Below are 18,527 nucleotides of genomic sequence, written 5' to 3' on the forward strand. Positions count from 1 at the left end.
AGCAATGTACCGTTCAACGAAGCTTTATTGCAATTTTTGGTGTGTTTTCCACCATAGATCGGGCATTTCACCTGAGACAGCCAATTGATAGTCTTCATAACGGCAAGGCACGAGGTAATAGCGTTCGTTGACTGATTTAGATCCAAAATAAGGCACTTGAATCCACCAGCGGTCTGATTTTTTACTTTTCACAAAGACCAATTCATGCTCCTCGTTTTCCAGTGTGGTGCGATAAATGATATAAGATGATTTGGGATACAACGGCGTATCTTGTTTCCGATTATAATAACCATCAATAAAGCACCAAATCATTTGCGAGACCAACATAGCCGTCTGTTCCATTGGATCAAATGTTGGATTGAATTCATAAAAACCGATGGAAGAACATTTATCCGACATCCCCGCATAGCGGGCAAGTTGACAAGCTTCATCGCCAAATAAACCATTTGGCATTGCATTGGCATTTCCAGGCGCCTCAGAGGCCCGAATGGCTCCTATGTCAAAACTAATCAAATCCGCTGCTCGGATCAAAGGCTCTGATTGGCCCATTTTACCCGCAATCATACCGACTCGTGTTGCATTAAAAAATAGTTTATCATACATATGGATAGACTCTTTACTGACGAGGTAAGTTTGATAAGCTATGGCATTTAAATTGAATAAATAGTCAGGCTGATGCAAAATAATATGGTTCACATAAGATCGGGAATTCAGGCTTACATTTTCGGCGTTCTCCTCATCAAGGTCAAACCGAGCATCTATAATCGCTAGCTCGATCTTTCGTTCTAAATTTTGATACCCCAAATATTGTGCATAGGTAAGGTCCTGTCCACCGCCAATGATAATCGGAAGAATATTCTCTTTGACCAGTTCCTCCACGACAGATTTTAAAGCGATATAGGTATCTTGAATCGTATTACCTGCTTTGATATTTCCCAAATCAACGATATTCATCGTATAATCGCCCTGATATAGTGCATAAAGATGTTTTCGAACAGCATCCGGCGCTTTATCCGTTCCATTATTATTGATGGATGCACGATCTTCCTCCACACCGACAATAGCCAACTGAGGCTGTTTATCCGTTTCCCAGCTCGGAAAATCTGTTTCATAGGCTTGAATAACGTTTCCTAGTTGAGAACTCAAGAACCCATGCTCAGGAGCAAAACCTGTAATTGAAATCGGGCTAAAGAATACGGACAGTGATGACATAAGCTATAATTTGTAAAATCTCCTATTTGTTCTGAAAGCGACTGTTTTAATTGGACTGAAAGAATCTACCTTGGCTTTCATGGTATTTGATACACGCGAAAGCATGAAGGTTTTTTCAGGATGCAATTCACACAAATATCCATTTATTAACTAACTTTTGAAAACATTATTTTTAACAGTATCTTTATCAAGTGATATTAATAACTGGAGGAACAGGTTTTTTAGGGTCTACACTAATCAGACAGTTGATAGACCAAGGAATTGACGTCATAGCCATCAAAAGAGCTCAATCGACTATTCCGGCCTCGTTGTTATCTTCTTCGTTGGTGCAATGGATCGACGCTGATATCAACAATTATTTTGAATTAGAAGATGCTCTTGAAGGCGTTACTAAAGTGTTCCATTGTGCAGCATTGGTTTCCTACCAAAAGAAAGATGCTAAAGCGCTTTTTAAAGTGAATGTGGAAGGAACGACAAATGTGGTCAATCTTTGCCTTGAAAAGGGCATTCGCTTACTCCATGTCAGCTCAATCGCAGCTTTAGGGACAAATAGAGACAACCTGCCGGTATCCGAGAAAGACCACTGGGAGCACAATGCACTAACATCCAACTATTCGTTATCAAAGTATCAGGCGGAGATGGAGGTATGGCGTGGCATTACCGAGGGTCTAAATGCAGTTATTGTCAACCCCGCCGTAATTTTAGGTGCTTCGGCCAACGACAAAGGCTCTGGAGCTATTTTTTCAATGATCAATAAAGGGCTACGATTTTACCCAAAAGGAAGTGTTGGTGTTGTTGATGTAGAGGATGTTGCCGCGATCATGATTCAATTGATGGAGCGAGACGATATTACTGCTGAACGCTATATCATTAATCATCTCAATATAAGCAACAAGGATCTGTTGAGCGTTGCAAGTGTATTAATGAACAAGCCAGAACCGACAATCGAAGTTTCCGAGACCTTACTCCAAATTGCCTCTACTGTTTCCAGCATGCTTTCCGTATTTAAAAAATCGGATTCAACATTGACAAAAGAAACTGCGGCGGCTTCAAGTGCCAAATTGCAGTATTCCAACGCTAAAATCCAGGGGCTCCTAAACCACAGTTATCGGCCTTTGGAACAAACGCTGAAGGAAATTGCAGATTTATATAACAAACAATAAAACGATAACATAACAAACAACCGAACCTTGAAACCATCGGCACCTACCGATATCGGAGATTAGCATTCAGCACTCTCACGATCGTTTCATAAAAAAATAACAAGATGAAAAACTATTACATCATTGATTTTGATAGTACATTTACACAAGTAGAAGCACTTGACGAACTTGCACGGATCTCTCTTGAGAACCATCCGGATCGCGAATCTATCTATCAAGAAATTGAGCGGTACACCAATCTTGCCATGGAGGGTAAACTCTCTTTCCGAGAGGCTTTGGCTGGTCGCGTAAAACTCCTCAATGCCAATAAATCTCATCTCGATAAACTTGTTTCACATCTTAAGAAAAAGGTTTCGACTTCTTTTTCTCGAAATCGTGAATTTTTCAAGAAACACGCCGACACCGCATGGATCGTTTCAGGAGGTTTTAAGGAGTTTATTACACCTGTCGTTACACCCTATCATATCAAGACTGAAAATATCTATGCCAATACATTCAGATTTGATGAAGAAGGTAATATCATCGGTTTTGATGAAGAGAATCCTCTATCAAATGAAGGTGGAAAAGTGCAATTATTAAAACAATTGAATATTGAAGGAAGACTATTTGGCATTGGTGACGGTTATTCAGATTTTCAACTGAAAGAATCGGGATTAATTGAAAAATTCTTTGCATTTACAGAGAATATCCAACGCAAAAGTGTCACTGAGAAAGCAGACTTCATCACACCTAGTTTTGATGAGTTCTTATATGTAAATGATCTGCCCCGTGCCATCTCCTATCCTAAAAATCGTATCCTTTGTTTGATCGTGGGAGATGTACCAGAAATAGCGGCTCATATCTTAAAAAGAGACGGTTTTTCTATCCGCACAAAAGATACATTCGAAGAAAAGTATGTAAAGGATGTAGGGATGCTGCTCTTGGGCGACAATATAGACATCAGTGATGAACAGCTTCAGCAGGCCGACAAATTAAAAACAATCGGATATTTGGGCGATATCAAAGGACATATCAATAAGGATATCTGCAATGCAAAAGGTATTGTCGTTTTCGACGACAAGAAAAATAAAAAGAAAAATTCAGAGTTTATTCCGCGTCGGATGGCCGATTTTATCAACAATGGTGATACTTATTTAAGTCGCAACTTCCCAAATCTGATTTTACCAAAAGTAAAACAGGTCACAAGATTGCTGCATATCCACCAAAACGTTCCCGGAATTATGGCTCAGATTAATAAGGTCTATGCCCAAAATAACATCAATATCGTTGCCCAATTTCTAATGACCAAAAACGACATTGGCTATGCGGTAACCGATATACAAGGTGAATATGATAAAGATCTATTGAAACAACTCAAACAGATCGACAATACAATTAAGTTCAGAATATTGTATTAATAGCATGCGGCGGTAAATATGGGGCAGCTATTGCGTACATAAATTCCGGCTGATGAAACGAGAAATTTATTCAGGCATACCTACGGTGTGCCTGAATTTTCGCTCAATAACTCTCTTTACACTAAAACAAACAGATTATGTCCTTACATCAAGATGCCGAACTAAAGAAAGCTGTCCTTGACCTACCCCAAAAGGAAAAAGACAAACTCCTCGTACGCCTGATAAGCAAGGACAAAATGCTGATCAAGCAATTGCATTTCCAATTATTGGAGAATGCGGAGGATTTAGAGGAACGTATTGAAAAACTACGAAAGCAGCTGCAACAATTGTTCGATAGTGGTTTGAGTCAAATTGGTAATACGCCACAACACAGTAATTTTATTGCGCTTAGCAAGCTTATCAAACAAGCAAGCGGTTTAGTGAATGAGCACGAAAAAGTCACGAAGGATAAAATCAGTGAAGTAGAATTCAGATGCTATATCCTAAAGAGAGCCATCGCTGATTACGACAGGCTTTTCGCCTCCTCCTATCAGTCTGCTGCCCATAAATTACATAAATATATAACAGGGCGTATCAAGCATGCGGTGGGCAAATACAGTAAACTTCATGAAGACTTTCAATTTGACTATCGGGAAGATTTTCAAAATACACTGGATGCTTTTGGTAATACAACACTTAAAAGCTATATTAGTGAACAGAAGATTGACCTCGACCTAAATTAGTTATGAGAAACAGCAAAAATCGCGTTAAAATTGGATCCTTTCATGTTACAGCTTATGAGCAATATAAATTAATTTACCTGGCCACCTTATTGGTGTTGCTCGTTTTTGCCTATACTTTTTACCTCGCGAAATAAGCCCCTGCACAGATTCATCTATTATAGCTTTTGAGCTTCACAAAGTCATCTCCTTCTTAACGAGCAAGTCAGCTATTTTTTTACCAAAAAATTTAGTACTTCATACCCGATACTTGATACTATTTCGTTAAATTCGCACTTATTCGAAATTTTTGCTCGTGGGAATTCAAGAAATATTAGAAAAATACAGCCAAAGCGAAACTGTTCAGTCGCTTACCAAGGCTTTACAATCCAAAAACCCCAAGATTCAGTTGAAAGGGCTTATTGGTTCTTCGGATGCATTCATAGCCGTATCTTCTTACAACTTACAGGAACGTCCAATGGTCTTTATCTTACCGACTCATGAAGACGCTTCTTATTTTTTAAGTGACCTGGAAAGCCTGTTGGATAAGCAGGTTCTTTTTTTCCCTTCGTCTTACCGCAAAGCATTTGATTTTACGCAAACGGACTCCGCCAATGTATTGCAACGTGCGGAGACATTAAGTTCGCTCAATCATACGTCGGAATTACCGAAAATGGTTGTTACTTATCCAGAGGCTATCGCGGAGAAAGTGATCAACCGCAACGACCTGGATAAAAACACCTTAGAAATAACAGAAAACACGGCGCTAAGTATTGATTTCATCAACGAATTTTTGATCGAATATGATTTCGAACGTGTCGACTTTGTGTATGAACCAGGACAATTTGCGATACGCGGTGGCATTGTAGATATCTTTTCTTTTTCGAATGACCTCCCATACCGTATTGAATTCTTTGGCGACGACATCGAAAGCATACGTACATTTGACATTGAATCGCAGCTGTCTGTCAAAAAAATCCACAAAGTAACCATTGTACCAAATGTTCAAGCGAAGTTCCTGACATCCCAACACATTTCTTTATTGGAATATGTAGATCAGGACGCTACAATCTGGATCAAAGACGCTCAATTTACGTTAGATATTGTGAAAGATGGGTTAAAGAAAGCGGAAAAATTATGGGCGGGGTTAACCGATAAGCAGAAAAAGGATAATCCGGAATGGCATAATCCAGCCTATGAATTTACAGACGAGAAAAACCTCAATGCGTTATTTTTTGAGTTTCCCATTATCGAATTCGGCAAACAGTTCTTTTATAAAGCTGAAGCCACGTTCAAGTTCGATATACATCCCCAACCTTCATTCAATAAAGATTTTAATCTCTTAATCCATAATTTCAAAGAGAATGAGAGCCAGCGGATTCAGAATCTGATCTTTTCAGATTCGACCAAACAGGTCGAACGCATCTATACGATTCTGGAAGATCTCGATAAATCAGCCACCTTCATTCCGATTCATAAAGCGTTACGCGAAGGTTTTAGAGACGACAGTTTAAAGTTAGCCTGTTACACGGATCACCAGATATTTGACCGTTATTATAAATATAAACGTAAGAAGGCTTACGAGCGCTCACAGGCAATTACGCTCAAAGATCTACGAGATCTTAAACCGGGCGATTTCATTACACACATTGACCATGGTGTCGGCCGCTACGGAGGTTTGGAGAAAGTAGATGTCAACGGTAAGTCTCAGGAAATGATCCGCTTGATCTATGCGGACAATGATCTTTTGTATGTGAACATCAACTCTTTAAACCGTATTTCCAAATATTCCGGTAAGGAGGGAACTGTTCCCAAAATGAATAAATTGGGTACCGACGCCTGGGACAAACTCAAGAAGACGACCAAGAAAAAAGTCAAGGATATTGCGCGCGACTTGATCATGCTTTATGCCAAACGAAAGGCACAGCATGGAAATGCGTTCTCACCGGATAGCTACCTACAGAATGAGCTGGAGGCCTCCTTTATTTATGAAGATACACCCGATCAGGAAAAGGCTACTGCCGATGTGAAAAAAGATATGGAATCGCCACATCCGATGGACCGATTGATCTGTGGGGATGTAGGCTTCGGAAAAACGGAGGTTGCCATCCGTGCAGCCTTCAAAGCTGTAGCAGACAGTAAACAAGTTGCTGTCCTGGTACCGACGACTATCCTGGCATTACAGCACTACCGGACATTTTCGGAGCGTCTAAAGGGTCTTCCATGCACGATCGACTATATCAACCGTTTCAAGACGAGCAAACAGATCAAAGATACCTTAGCCAGGCTCGCTGAAGGAAAAATAGACATTATCATTGGTACACACCGCCTTGTTAGCAAAGATGTCAAATTCAAAGATCTCGGCCTGATGATTATCGATGAGGAACAAAAGTTTGGGGTCTCGGTCAAGGAAAAATTGAAAGTCATGCGTGCGAATGTAGACTCGCTAACATTGACAGCAACGCCAATTCCAAGAACATTGCACTTTTCATTGATGGGGGCCCGCGATCTAAGTATCATCTCGACTCCACCACCCAACCGGCAGCCCGTACAGACCGAACTCCATGTTTTCAATGAAACACTAATCGGAGAGGCCGTCAGTTACGAACTTGATCGTGGCGGGCAGGTATTCTTTATCCACAATCGTGTTGCAGATCTACCGCAGCTGGGCAATTTGATTCGCAAGCTGGTTCCCGGAGCACGGGTCGGTGTGGCACATGGCCAACTTGAAGGGGATGAACTTGAGGATGTGATGCTCAAGTTTATCAATCACGATTTTGATGTCTTAATTGCAACAACGATTATTGAAGCGGGTCTTGATATCCCAAATGCGAATACGATCATTATCAATCACGCCCATATGTTTGGACTGAGCGACCTGCACCAAATGCGAGGTCGGGTGGGCCGCTCCAATAAGAAAGCTTTTTGTTATCTACTGAGTCCGCCATTGTCGACCTTAACACCGGAAGCCTATAAACGACTTTCTGCAATAGAAGAGTTTTCGGAACTGGGCTCTGGATTTAATGTTGCCATGCGCGATTTAGATATACGTGGCTCGGGAAATCTCTTGGGAGGCGAGCAATCGGGCTTTATTGCCGAGATCGGTTTCGAAATGTATCATAAAATCTTAGACGAAGCTATTCAGGAACTAAAAGAGGACGAGTTTTCGGCAGTATTCGCGGATGAGAAAGAACGAAAATATGTGTCCTTTACGCAGATTGACACTGACCTTGAGGTATTGATCCCTGATGAATATGTAACCAATATTACAGAACGGTATAATCTGTATACTGAACTCTCCAAATTGGAAAACGAGCAGCAATTGGCAGCCTTTGAAAAAGAACTTGAAGATCGCTTTGGCCCTATCCCACGCGAAGTCTTTGAATTATTCAATACACTCCGTTTACAGTGGTTTGGGAAGACGATCGGGTTTGAAAAAATAGCGTATAAAAAGCATACATTGAAAGGTTATTTTGTCAATAACCCCAAATCCAGCTACTTTGAATCAGATCAATTCGGCCGTGTGCTGTCCTTTGTACAAAGCCATCCCGAGATCAGCAACCTCAAAGAAGTCAAAGGCCAGCTTCGTTTAGCGTTAAATAATGTGAATACCATTGGGTATGCGTTGAGCCTGCTGAAAGAAATGTTGTAAGATGTATTAATGTTGTAAGCGATATTGATGAACCCGATATAAATAAAATCTACACATTGAGTAGATTTTATTTATATTTGAGATAAAAGATAAACCGTCTTCGCGCTATTAGCACCAACAATGCTTTCAAACGAGCGAAGGGTTCCTTACGGCCAAAGATTCGACAAGATCGAATTATAGACTCTTAAGGTAATACAAGCATCAATCAACATTATTAGCATGGCTACCAATACCGAAACGATACTCGTCCATGAAGGACAGCAATTCAACCAGACATCTGCAGTAACTACGCCAATCTATCAGACATCCACTTACATTGCGGATCCTGATCCAACGGAATACATCAAAGCTGCGACCGAACCGAAACACCCTTATTTTTATCATCGTCATGGCAACCCGACGAATAGCCAAGTAGCCTCCATCCTAGCAAAATTGGAAAAAACGGAGGATGCACTCGTCTTTGCAACAGGTATGGCAGCGATCAGTACAGCCATATTGGCCATCGTTAAATCAGGGGATCACATTGTCGCCCAACATGCACATTATTCCGGAACAGCTATTTTCTTTAAAGAATTCTTAACAGATTACGGCATCACGGTTACCGCCGTAGACCAGACCGATGTTTCAGCGTTTGGCGAAGCTATTCAGGCAAATACCAAGCTGATTTATATAGAGACTCCATCGAACCCTAATCTCCATATCACAGACCTAAAAGCGATCGGGGAACTCGCTAAACAACATGGGATTCAGAGCATGGTCGATAATACATTCGCCTCCCCTATCAATCAAACACCGACAGATTTTGGAATAGACGTCGTTGTCCACAGTGCCACGAAATACTTAGGTGGACATAGTGACCTCACTGCTGGTATCGTCTGCGGTACGCAGGACTATATCGCCAGCGTATGGAAACGATCCGTCGCTTTGGGCGCATCACTCGCACCGCTTGATTCCTGGTTATTATTACGGGGATTAAAAACATTAAGTCTACGCGTCAAACAGATCAATACCAATGCGCTGAAGCTGGCAGAATTTCTGGATCAACATCCAAAAATCAAAAAAGTCAGTTATCCTGGATTACCCAATCATCCACAACATGAGCTCGCAGCCCAACAAATGAGTGGATTTTCGGGTATGATTTGCATCGATATCAATGGTAAAGATGAAGAGGATGCATTTTTAAATGCACAGAAACTCATCAATGGACTGCACATATTTATTAACGCGGCCAGTTTGGGGGGTGTCGAATCGCTTATTGTACACCCTGCGAGTATGTGGGGAGGTCACCATACGAAGGAACAGAAAGAAGCTTCGGGAATCACGCTAGGGATGTTGCGTATCTCTGTTGGTATCGAACATGCCGATGATCTAATCGCCGACTTAAAACAGGCATTGGACCAGCTTAACTAGGAATCATACGGTAATTCCTGATCAAAAAAGGCAAAAAAAGAAGGGGAATAGCACGTGAATGTTATTCCCCTTACTGCACACCTATTTTTTATTAAAGTACGCGGGTACCATCGGCAATCCTGACCTGAATGACCGAAAGTTCTTTATCAAACTTCTCTTTGTATTCTTTTTCAAGTGTTGGCAAAATTGAAGGTAGTACGCCTTCTTTTACGATATTGATTGTACATCCACCGAAACCGCCACCCATCATTCGGGCTCCGATCACCTCAGGAAACTGCTTGACGTAATCCACTAGATAATCCAGTTCCGGACAACTGACTTCATACACTTTACTTAATCCCTCATGGCTCTGAAAAATATACTGTCCAAGCTGAACAACATCTCCCAAGCGTAGTGCATCACAGGATTTCTCTACACGTTCATTCTCACTAACCACAAAGCTTGCTTTCGCATAGATATCGGCATCTTTATCTTTCACCAATTCATCAAGCATCGCTATGGTTACATCGCGCAAGTTCTTTACAGCTGGGTACTTCTCCTGCACCCATGCAGAAGCTTGTTCACATTGTTCACGACGTGTATTGTAAGCTGTGGAAGCTAATGAATGCTTTACGTTTGTATTCAATAATACAACTTCATAACCCTTAAGATCAAGTGGAACATACGCGAAACCCAATGTGCGGCAATCCAGTTTGATGACATTTTTTTCTTTACCAAAGGCTGAAGCAAACTGATCCATGATACCACACATCACACCAGCATAGGTATGTTCGGCCTTTTGAGCAATCTGTGGAATATCGAGTCGTTCGACCTTCAAATCGAACAGTTCGCTGAGTGCTAAGGTAACGGCACATTCAACGGCTGCTGAAGACGATAATCCAGCACCCAGTGGCACATCACCATCAATATACAGGTTGAAGCCACCTAGTGTTGCCCCACGTTTCAGGTACTGGTCGACAACACCCAAAATATAGTTTGGCCAATGTTTCTCAGAAATAGCAATATCCGCTAGCTTGACCTCATGGCGTTCCTTGTAGTCTTCCGCGTAAAGCACAATGTTATCATCCGATCGCTTGCTTACAGCAACATATATTGCTTTGTCAATTGCAGCAGGCAATACAAATCCATCGTTATAATCCGTATGTTCTCCAATGATATTAATCCGGCCGGGTGAAGTAACGACAAGAGGTTCTTCTTGGTAGAGTTCTTTAAATTTTTTTACAATTGTATATTTTGTTATCATCTTATTTAGCTTTATAATGTACTGTCGAACAATTTCGCAACTGTTCTGCGGCAACCTCCGGTGTGATATCACGTTGTGGATTCGCTAGCATTTCATAACCAACCATAAACTTTTTAACGGTAGCAGAACGTAACAGTGGTGGATAGAAGTGCATATGCCAGTGCCATTCCGGGTGGTCACCGTCATTTACTGGGGACTGATGCATTCCTGCAGAATAGGGGAAGGATGTTTTGAAGAGATTGTCATAACGCGTCGTCAGCAACTTGAGGATAGCGGCAAAATCCGACTTTTCCTTCTCGTCAAAGCCGGCAATGTTTTGGATAGATCGTTTGCTCACAATCATCGTTTCGTAAGGCCAGGCGGCCCAGAAAGGGACTAGCGAAACAAAAGAATCATTTTCGTCAATAATGCGCTCTTCTTTTCTCAACTCCGCTTTAACATAATCTGACAGGATAGTACGTTGATATTTATTGAAATAGTGCTGTTGCTGAACGCATTCTTTCTGGATTTCTACAGGCAAATGATTTTGTGACCAGATCTGCCCGTGGGGATGCGGATTACTACAGCCCATAATCGCACCTTTATTTTCGAAAATCTGAATGTATTTGATCCAGTCAACCTTCGAAAGTTCGACAAACTCTTTTTGCCAAAGATCGACCACCGATTTGATTGCAGCCTGATCCATTTCGGGTAGTGTAAGATCGTGCCGCGGGGTGAATGCAATTACTTTACAGATTCCTTTTTCGGTTTCGGCGATAAATAATTCATCTTCATTAAATTCCTGCTGGCTTGTATCTTTTAATAAAGCTGAGAAATCGTTCACAAAGACAAAACTTTCTTTATAATCTGGATTGATATCACCATCTGCTCGTTTATTTGTCGGACACAAATAGCATTGGGGATCATATTCCGGTCTATTATCCCCGGGAAGATCTTCTACTTGCCCTTGCCATGGTCTTTTACTACGATGCGGAGACACAAGTACTTTTTCCCCGGTAAGAATATTAACACGTGTGTGGGGAGAGTCCCCAAAGTTTAAAGTTGATTGCATGTTATGTATAACTGGTGTACAGAATACACAATTATAGCTATATTAACTCAAAAGTCAAAGGGGATTTTTTAGGCTTTAAACTTTGGGTCCTGCGCTTTTAGCAATTCGAATATGGTAATTTCAGGCAGAATTCCAACACGTCCTGGATAACCCAAAAAGCCATAGCCGACATTAACATATAATCGTTTGTTCTGTTGCGCACGATAAAGCCCTGCCCATTCCTTATAGATATATTGTACCGGACTCCATTGCAACATCTCGGACCTTACACCAAATTGCATACCATGTGTATGTCCGGCAAACATCACATCCACGTCGGTATCCAATACCTGAGCCCGCCAATGCGACGGATCGTGCGATAACAGCAACTTAACAGGTTGCTCTTCGGTACCCATTAATGCTTTTTTGATATCACCATGTTTCGGAAAACGACCTGTCCCCCAATTCTGGACCCCGACAATACAAAGCTCTTCACCGTCGACCTTAATCTTACGATTTTCATCCATTAAAAGATCCCAGCCCATGATTTTATGCACATCGATAACATCCTGGAGGTTCTTACGCTTTGCAGGAGAATCTTCTTTACCATAATAATAGTCACCATAATCGTGGTTACCTAATGTAGAAAACACACCTAAATCAGATTTCACACGCGCAAAAATATCTTGATAACCACGCATTTCAGAAGCTTGGGCATTCACGATATCACCGGTAAAAAATGTCACATCCGCTTTTTCCTTTAAAAGCATATCAATACCACCGCTGACAGCCTTTTTATTATAGAAAGATCCTGAGTGCACATCTGAAATCTGCGCAATGGTCATTCCATGGAATGCTTTGGGCAAATTTGGCAAATACAAGGGGACTCTCCTTACACGATAGTCGTAGGCTCCTGAAATAATTCCCCAGCTCAAGGGTATCAAGGGTGAGGCACCAACTAGAATACCAGCTTTGGTCAAAAATTCGGATCGGCTAATCCCTTTCACTGGATTCTCTGGTAAAGGGTCTCCAGCATCGTCGACTAAATCCTCAACAGATCTCTTTTTTGCGAACAGACGCTTCAACCATACACCCCCACGTCGGATATCATCAATCAACAAAATCAAAAAGAAAAATATCTTTGACGCCGCTGTCAGAAAAAAGGCGACTAAAATAACCGACCGTACGATTAAAGGAATACTATATTGTGCTGAGATAAAAACGCCCAATAGCAGTAAAACAGAATAAGACCACCAGAGAATGGAAAATACTTTTGTTTTGGGAAATTTAATCTTCGTTGCACGGAGCGCAAAGAAAATATAAAAATCCAATATGAGTAATACACACGCGTTTACTAACAACATCTTTTATCGATTTTAGTTTTTGGCATTAAGCGCCAATTGTTTTAAAGATTCGATCCATTTGGGATCATCATTAAGACTCTCTACCAAACACACTTCCTCCCCCCCTAAATGTTTAAATTCATTAGCATATTCCACGCCAATTTCATCAATGGTCTCGATACAATCCGCCACAAAAGCAGGACTAAAAATTAATAACTTCTTATAACCCTTAGCGGCAAGATCATGCAGTAAATCGGAGGTATAGGGCTGTATCCAGGGTTCTTTACCCAAACGGGATTGAAAGCAGAGCGAATATTGTTCTTTTTTCAACCCGAGCTTGGCAGCTATCGTCCGTGTTGTCGCATAACATTGCGAAAGATAGCAATATGAATTGACTGTCATTTTACAAGAATCACAGCCTGATTCGGGGCATTTAAGCTGACCTGTCGGATCTACTTTTCCAAGCTGCCGCACAGGAAGGCCGTGATAACTAAAGACAAAATGGTCAAAACTTTCCAAATCGTGCCTACGGGCATGATCCGCATAAGTTTCTGCCATTAAGTCGTCCGTACAGAAATTGCTTACGAAACTGATTTCTGGCAGATAATTCCATTTGCGAATAAGCTCCATGACACGATCGATGACCGAACCCGATGTTGCTGAAGCGTACTGTGGAAATAAAGGAATGACACGAATGGACTCCAAAAATAGACCCTCCATATTTTTCAATGCAGCCTCAATCGATGGGTTTTGGTAACGCATCGCTAATTCCACATGGTATTCTTCACCCAACGCTTCTTGAAGCAGATTGCGTTGCAAAATACTGTAGTGCATCAAAGGTGATCCCGTTTCTTTATCCCAAATCGTTTCGTATACTTTTGCCGATTTGGGCGCACGTGTACGTGCAATGATTCCCTTGACCAATAAGGTGCGTTGAAAATAAGGAATATCAATAACTCGCGGATCCATTAGGAACTCCGTTAAATATCTCTTTACATCTGGAGTAGTGGGACTATCAGGTGTACCCAATTGTACTAAAAGAATACCTTTTTTGCCTTTATTGCTCATAGCTTACAAAGCTACGCAAAAAAGAATGCACTCCGGATCTAAACCGCGGAATTATGAAATATCTGTGACGGGTAATTGTGCTTATAATGCTTCTAAACTTGCTTTTACATCTTTCATTAACCACATTGGCGTTGAAGTGGCACCACAGATACCAATACGGTCATTTTCAGCAAAGACTGATGCATCTAATTCAGCAGGATCAGAAATAAAATAACTAGCGGGATTGGCATTCTGACAAACTTCAAACAGCACCTTTCCATTGGAGGATTTCTTACCTGAGACAAAAACGATCTTATCATATTGTCTGGCGAAAGCGCCAAGATCTTCGTATCGATTGGAAACTTGTCGACAAATGGTATCATTAGCTTTCACTTCATACCCTCGCCTGATCAGTTCGTCTTTGATGGCATAAAATTTATCCACGCTTTTTGTTGTCTGGCTGTATAAGGTAAATGAGGCGGGCAATTCGACTTGATCCAATTCGGAAATATCCTGAAAAACTAAGGCTTCATTATTTGTCTGCCCCTGCAAGCCGATCACTTCAGCATGCCCGTGCTTCCCAAAGATTAAAATTTTCTCCTCTTGATCGAACGACGTTTTTATACGGTTCTGTAGTTTGAGCACTACAGGACAAGAGGCATCTATCAAGGTAATGTTATTTTCCAAAGCAACACGATAAGTCTCGGGGGCTTCACCATGAGCACGGATCAATACCTTTTCATTGCTCAAGGTCGGCAGGGCGGCATGATCGATAATGCGTAAGCCTTTTGCTTTCAATCGGGCAACTTCTTCGTCATTATGAACGATATCTCCCAAACAATAAAGATAACCCTCTTCCTCCAAAATTTCCTCTGCCATATCAATAGCGTATACCACTCCAAAGCAAAAGCCTGAATCTTTATCGATGTCTACTGTTAGATTTAATGCCATAATAACACAAAGTTACATATTCGTATTGAACTTAGATCAATTGTTTTTTTACTTTTCTATAAACGGCCAGATACAAAGTTTTGTTACATACAGAGAAAAACATTGGGCTGGGAACAAAAGGAAACATCTATTTCAGTAGAGGCACAAATCCGGGAACAAAAACCAATAATTTAGCGATAAGGGTGACATCAGCTAGTCGGCTTATCAATAATTGTGTCTATATTGAGGCGTAATGATATTGCATATGAAAAGCAATTTATCTAATTTTGCAAAAAAATTAAAATAATGGCAACTAACAGAACTTTTACGATGATCAAACCTGACGCAGTAGCGAACGGTCACATCGGTGCAATCTTGAACGATATCATTGCTGGTGGTTTTAAAATCATTGCAATGAAATACATCCAACTTTCTCAAGAGACAGCAGGTGCATTCTATGCAGTACACAAAGAGCGTCCTTTCTATGGTGAGTTGGTAAACTTTATGACTTCAGGTCCTATCGTTGCTGCAATCCTGGAAAAAGATAATGCTGTTGAGGATTTCCGCACATTGATCGGCGCGACTAATCCTGCTGATGCAGCTGAAGGTACAATCCGTAACAAATATGCTAAATCTATTGATGCAAACGCTATACATGGATCGGATTCAGATGAGAATGCTGCTATTGAAGGAAACTTCTTCTTCTCTCAATTTGAAAGATTCTAGTCGTTAGAAACAACATAAAAAAAGCGTTTTACAAATTGTAAAGCGCTTTTTTTATGTATTGCTTCCTTCTCTCGAGTAAAATAGAATCTTCAGTCGGTTCACCGAACTGTGGGTCCTAATGAATGCACGAAGGAGTATATTAAAAGTTTCTTTTACCGAGATACTCATCCTCCTTGGCGGTCATCTTGGCTTTATCTGCCGGCTTTTTATCCGGATAACCGCACAGATGCATTACACCATGAATGATCACCCGATGAAGCTCGTCTCGCACATCAACCTTAAATTTTTCGGCATTCTCCTGAATACGTTCCACACTGATAAAAATATCGCCGGCGATGGTGTCCTCATATTCGGAAGAATCAAAAGTAACGATATCAGTATAGGTGTCGTGATTTAAATATTGCTTATTGATTTCAAGCAAGTAAGCATCCGAGCAAAGGATAAAGCTCAATTCGCCCACACGCTTAAATCCTTCGCCTTTGATGGCATCAGCAATCCATTGACGAATCTTTCCCTTTTCTTTTAATTTGAAATCCGTATCCTCGGTAAAAAATAATATGCTCTTCATCCTTCTATTTATTATTCATTCTTATTTGACGTATTAGTCGCTGTGTATCTAAAAATTACGGCTATCCATGTAGCTCTGCAAAATGATCGTTGCAGACACCGTATCAATCAGCCCTTTTTGTTGACGATCCTTCTTTTTTTTGCCACTTTGTGCGATCGCTGCAGAAGCCATTTTAGAAGTAAAACGCTCGTCTATTTCAGCGACAGCAATTGTGGGATAAGTCTTTTTCAGTTTTCGAATAAACCCGACAACATGCTGTGCGGATTCAGAGTCGGTCCCATCCAGTTGCCGTGGCTTGCCTACAACAAAAGTTTCCACCTGTTCTGTCTGTAAATAATCGGCTAAGTATGTCCAGATATCCTGCGGGTGTACCGTCGTCAATGCTGTAGCAATAATTTGCATTGGATCGGTCACCGCAACCCCTATTCGTTTTGTACCGTAATCAAAGGCCATCAATCTCATGGATATATATTTTTCACAAAAATACAAAGTAGTCCTGAGTATTACACAGGAAGATGTAATATTTCAATTGGACACTTCTTTTCAATACATGCCCTTTTCATTTTTGATCTTTTAATTCTGACTTTTTAATCAAAAAAACTATAACTTTGATAGACTATTTAACAAAGCAAACTAAGTTGCTTTTTGGGGCAATAGATCACCGAATTCAATCCGATCATAGCGTGTCTACGGACTTACCCTATAAGTACACGGATCAAAATAACAGCAAAAGCAACAGGGCATTGGGCTGTATGAAATCGGGCAAATAAATATGCAAACAAATGAAAAAAACACTTATTGCCAGTTTCCTTTTGGCCTTATGCTTGAATACGCATGCCCAAAGTAAATACGAGCAACACATTACTGCTCTTCGTGAAGAAAAAGCCGCTGAATTGGCGAAAGAACAATACGGCCCATTGAAATCAGATCAGGTAGCGTTTTTGGATTACTTTCCTGTAGACGCCAGTTATAAAGTCAACGCCAAAGTTGAAGTCCTATTTGATGAACCGGTATTCCGGATGCCGACCTACGACGGCACAAGCAACGAATACAAACGTTATGCTATTATAACATTTACGCTTCATGGAAAAGAACATACGTTGAATGTCTACCAAAGTGTCGCATTATTTCAAAATCCTGCATACAAAAAACATTTATTTTTACCATTTTTAGATTTAACAAATGGTCAGGAAAGCTACAGTGGGGGCCGGTATATTGATTTATCCACAGACGACATTAAAGGAAACGATGTTGAGATAGACTTTAACAAAGCCTACAACCCATACTGTGCCTATAGCAACGGGTACCGTTGCCCAGTACCCCCAGTCGAGAACAATTTAGAAACAAAAATTATGGCCGGAGAAAAAGCATTTCATAAGTCAAAGAATGAAAGACCAGTCAATCTTAACGCAGGACAGGAGTTCAGTGCTGCCGACAAGAAAATCATTTTATCAGGAGATGAAAATGCAATTCTTCGCGTATTGCAAACAACAGACGATAAAGATCTGAGAGTTTTAAAAGCGACAAGCAGTGATGTCAAATACAACGACCCATTGCTTGAGTCTCTTTCCAAAAGAATGTTCGCGACTGTACGTGATCCCAATCACCCCGGTGTAGGCATCGCAGCGCCACAGATCGGAATCAATAAAAATTTAATCTGGGTACAGCGATTTGACAAACCGGATCAGCCATTTGAATTCTATGTGAATCCTAAAATTCTATGGCGCTCCAAACTGAAGCGTAAAGGTGCAGAAGGCTGTCTTTCTATCCCCAACCGTAAAGAAGATGTATTACGGAGTTATGCGATCCGCCTGCAATACATCAATAAAGAAGGTAAAGTTATTGAAGAAAATATCGAGGGTTTTACTGCTGTTATTTTACAGCACGAAACGGATCATCTTTTCGGCATTCTATTTCCAGATCGACTGGAAGAGCAAAGCAAAGAAAGCTATGCTCCGTTGAATGACAAGATTGAATTTTCGATCCACCCCACAACATTGACACCATAATTTATAGCCCCGACATCAAGGACCAAATCATAAGTATCTAAATTGTGATTTGCTAATGGAACAAAAAAGAGCCCCCATGAACGAATTCATGGGGGCTCA

The 18,527-nt window shown here is 40.9% G+C and carries 15 protein-coding genes; 7 read left to right on the forward strand and 8 right to left on the reverse strand.

Going from position 1 to position 18,527, the window contains the following annotated elements:
• Positions 1-24 precede the first annotated feature (24 nt).
• A complete protein-coding gene (locus tag B4Z47_RS13935) occupies positions 25-1,212 on the reverse strand; it encodes a formimidoylglutamase (protein ID WP_115046401.1) in 1,188 nt (395 codons plus the stop codon).
• A gap of 191 nt (positions 1,213-1,403) precedes the next feature.
• On the opposite strand from B4Z47_RS13935, the gene B4Z47_RS13940 reads away from it, so the two are divergent.
• The 5 genes from B4Z47_RS13940 (at position 1,404) to B4Z47_RS13960 (ending at position 9,532) form a co-directional block, all read left to right on the forward strand.
• A complete protein-coding gene (locus tag B4Z47_RS13940; protein ID WP_070561387.1) occupies positions 1,404-2,375 on the forward strand; it encodes an NAD-dependent epimerase/dehydratase family protein in 972 nt (323 codons plus the stop codon).
• Positions 2,376-2,479: 104 nt separating this feature from the next.
• Positions 2,480-3,772: an HAD-IB family phosphatase gene (locus B4Z47_RS13945; RefSeq protein WP_115046399.1), complete on the forward strand. Its 1,293-nt coding sequence runs from the start codon at positions 2,480-2,482 to the stop codon at positions 3,770-3,772.
• A 137-nt stretch (positions 3,773-3,909) separates the two neighbouring features.
• Complete coding sequence (locus B4Z47_RS13950) at positions 3,910-4,494, forward strand: hypothetical protein (protein ID WP_070561391.1); 585 nt, start codon at positions 3,910-3,912, stop codon at positions 4,492-4,494.
• Between the two features lie 292 nt (positions 4,495-4,786).
• Positions 4,787-8,122, forward strand: coding sequence for a transcription-repair coupling factor (gene mfd / locus B4Z47_RS13955; RefSeq protein ID WP_115046397.1), 3,336 nt, complete (start codon positions 4,787-4,789; stop codon positions 8,120-8,122).
• 219 nt (positions 8,123-8,341) lie between these two features.
• Positions 8,342-9,532 carry a trans-sulfuration enzyme family protein gene (locus B4Z47_RS13960; RefSeq protein WP_115046395.1) on the forward strand — a complete coding sequence of 397 codons (1,191 nt, stop codon included), beginning with the start codon at positions 8,342-8,344 and terminating at the stop codon, positions 9,530-9,532.
• A 91-nt stretch (positions 9,533-9,623) separates the two neighbouring features.
• On the opposite strand, the gene galK is transcribed toward B4Z47_RS13960, so the two are convergent.
• The 5 genes from galK to B4Z47_RS13985 all read right to left on the reverse strand — a co-directional run bounded on the left by galK (position 9,624) and on the right by B4Z47_RS13985 (position 15,146).
• Positions 9,624-10,775, reverse strand: coding sequence for a galactokinase (gene galK / locus B4Z47_RS13965; protein WP_115046394.1), 1,152 nt, complete (start codon positions 10,773-10,775; stop codon positions 9,624-9,626).
• A 1-nt stretch (position 10,776) separates the two neighbouring features.
• On the reverse strand, positions 10,777-11,826 hold the full coding sequence (locus B4Z47_RS13970; RefSeq protein WP_112375073.1) for a UDP-glucose--hexose-1-phosphate uridylyltransferase: 1,050 nt from the start codon (positions 11,824-11,826) through the stop codon (positions 10,777-10,779).
• 68 nt (positions 11,827-11,894) lie between these two features.
• Positions 11,895-13,169 carry a metallophosphoesterase gene (locus tag B4Z47_RS13975; RefSeq protein ID WP_070561399.1) on the reverse strand — a complete coding sequence of 425 codons (1,275 nt, stop codon included), beginning with the start codon at positions 13,167-13,169 and terminating at the stop codon, positions 11,895-11,897.
• Positions 13,170-13,181: 12 nt separating this feature from the next.
• Entirely contained in the window at positions 13,182-14,216 is a 1,035-nt protein-coding gene (gene hemH, locus B4Z47_RS13980; protein WP_070561401.1) for a ferrochelatase, read from the reverse strand.
• Between the two features lie 81 nt (positions 14,217-14,297).
• A complete protein-coding gene (locus B4Z47_RS13985) occupies positions 14,298-15,146 on the reverse strand; it encodes a 4-hydroxy-3-methylbut-2-enyl diphosphate reductase (RefSeq protein WP_070561403.1) in 849 nt (282 codons plus the stop codon).
• A gap of 285 nt (positions 15,147-15,431) precedes the next feature.
• On the opposite strand from B4Z47_RS13985, the gene B4Z47_RS13990 reads away from it, so the two are divergent.
• Positions 15,432-15,851, forward strand: coding sequence for a nucleoside-diphosphate kinase (locus B4Z47_RS13990; protein WP_046672716.1), 420 nt, complete (start codon positions 15,432-15,434; stop codon positions 15,849-15,851).
• 139 nt (positions 15,852-15,990) lie between these two features.
• On the opposite strand, the gene ybeY is transcribed toward B4Z47_RS13990, so the two are convergent.
• Both ybeY and ruvX read right to left on the reverse strand, forming a co-directional pair.
• Entirely contained in the window at positions 15,991-16,419 is a 429-nt protein-coding gene (gene ybeY / locus B4Z47_RS13995) for an rRNA maturation RNase YbeY (protein ID WP_070561407.1), read from the reverse strand.
• Between the two features lie 48 nt (positions 16,420-16,467).
• Positions 16,468-16,881 (reverse strand): Holliday junction resolvase RuvX, encoded by a 414-nt coding sequence (gene ruvX, locus B4Z47_RS14000; RefSeq protein ID WP_070561409.1) that lies wholly within the window; start codon positions 16,879-16,881, stop codon positions 16,468-16,470.
• A gap of 320 nt (positions 16,882-17,201) precedes the next feature.
• Between ruvX and def the strand changes: the two genes are divergently transcribed.
• On the forward strand, positions 17,202-18,428 hold the full coding sequence (gene def / locus B4Z47_RS14005; protein ID WP_115046392.1) for a peptide deformylase: 1,227 nt from the start codon (positions 17,202-17,204) through the stop codon (positions 18,426-18,428).
• Positions 18,429-18,527 lie beyond the last annotated feature (99 nt).

This window comes from Sphingobacterium sp. UBA2610, from assembly GCF_002339225.1.
GTDB classification, from domain to species: domain Bacteria; phylum Bacteroidota; class Bacteroidia; order Sphingobacteriales; family Sphingobacteriaceae; genus Sphingobacterium; species Sphingobacterium multivorum.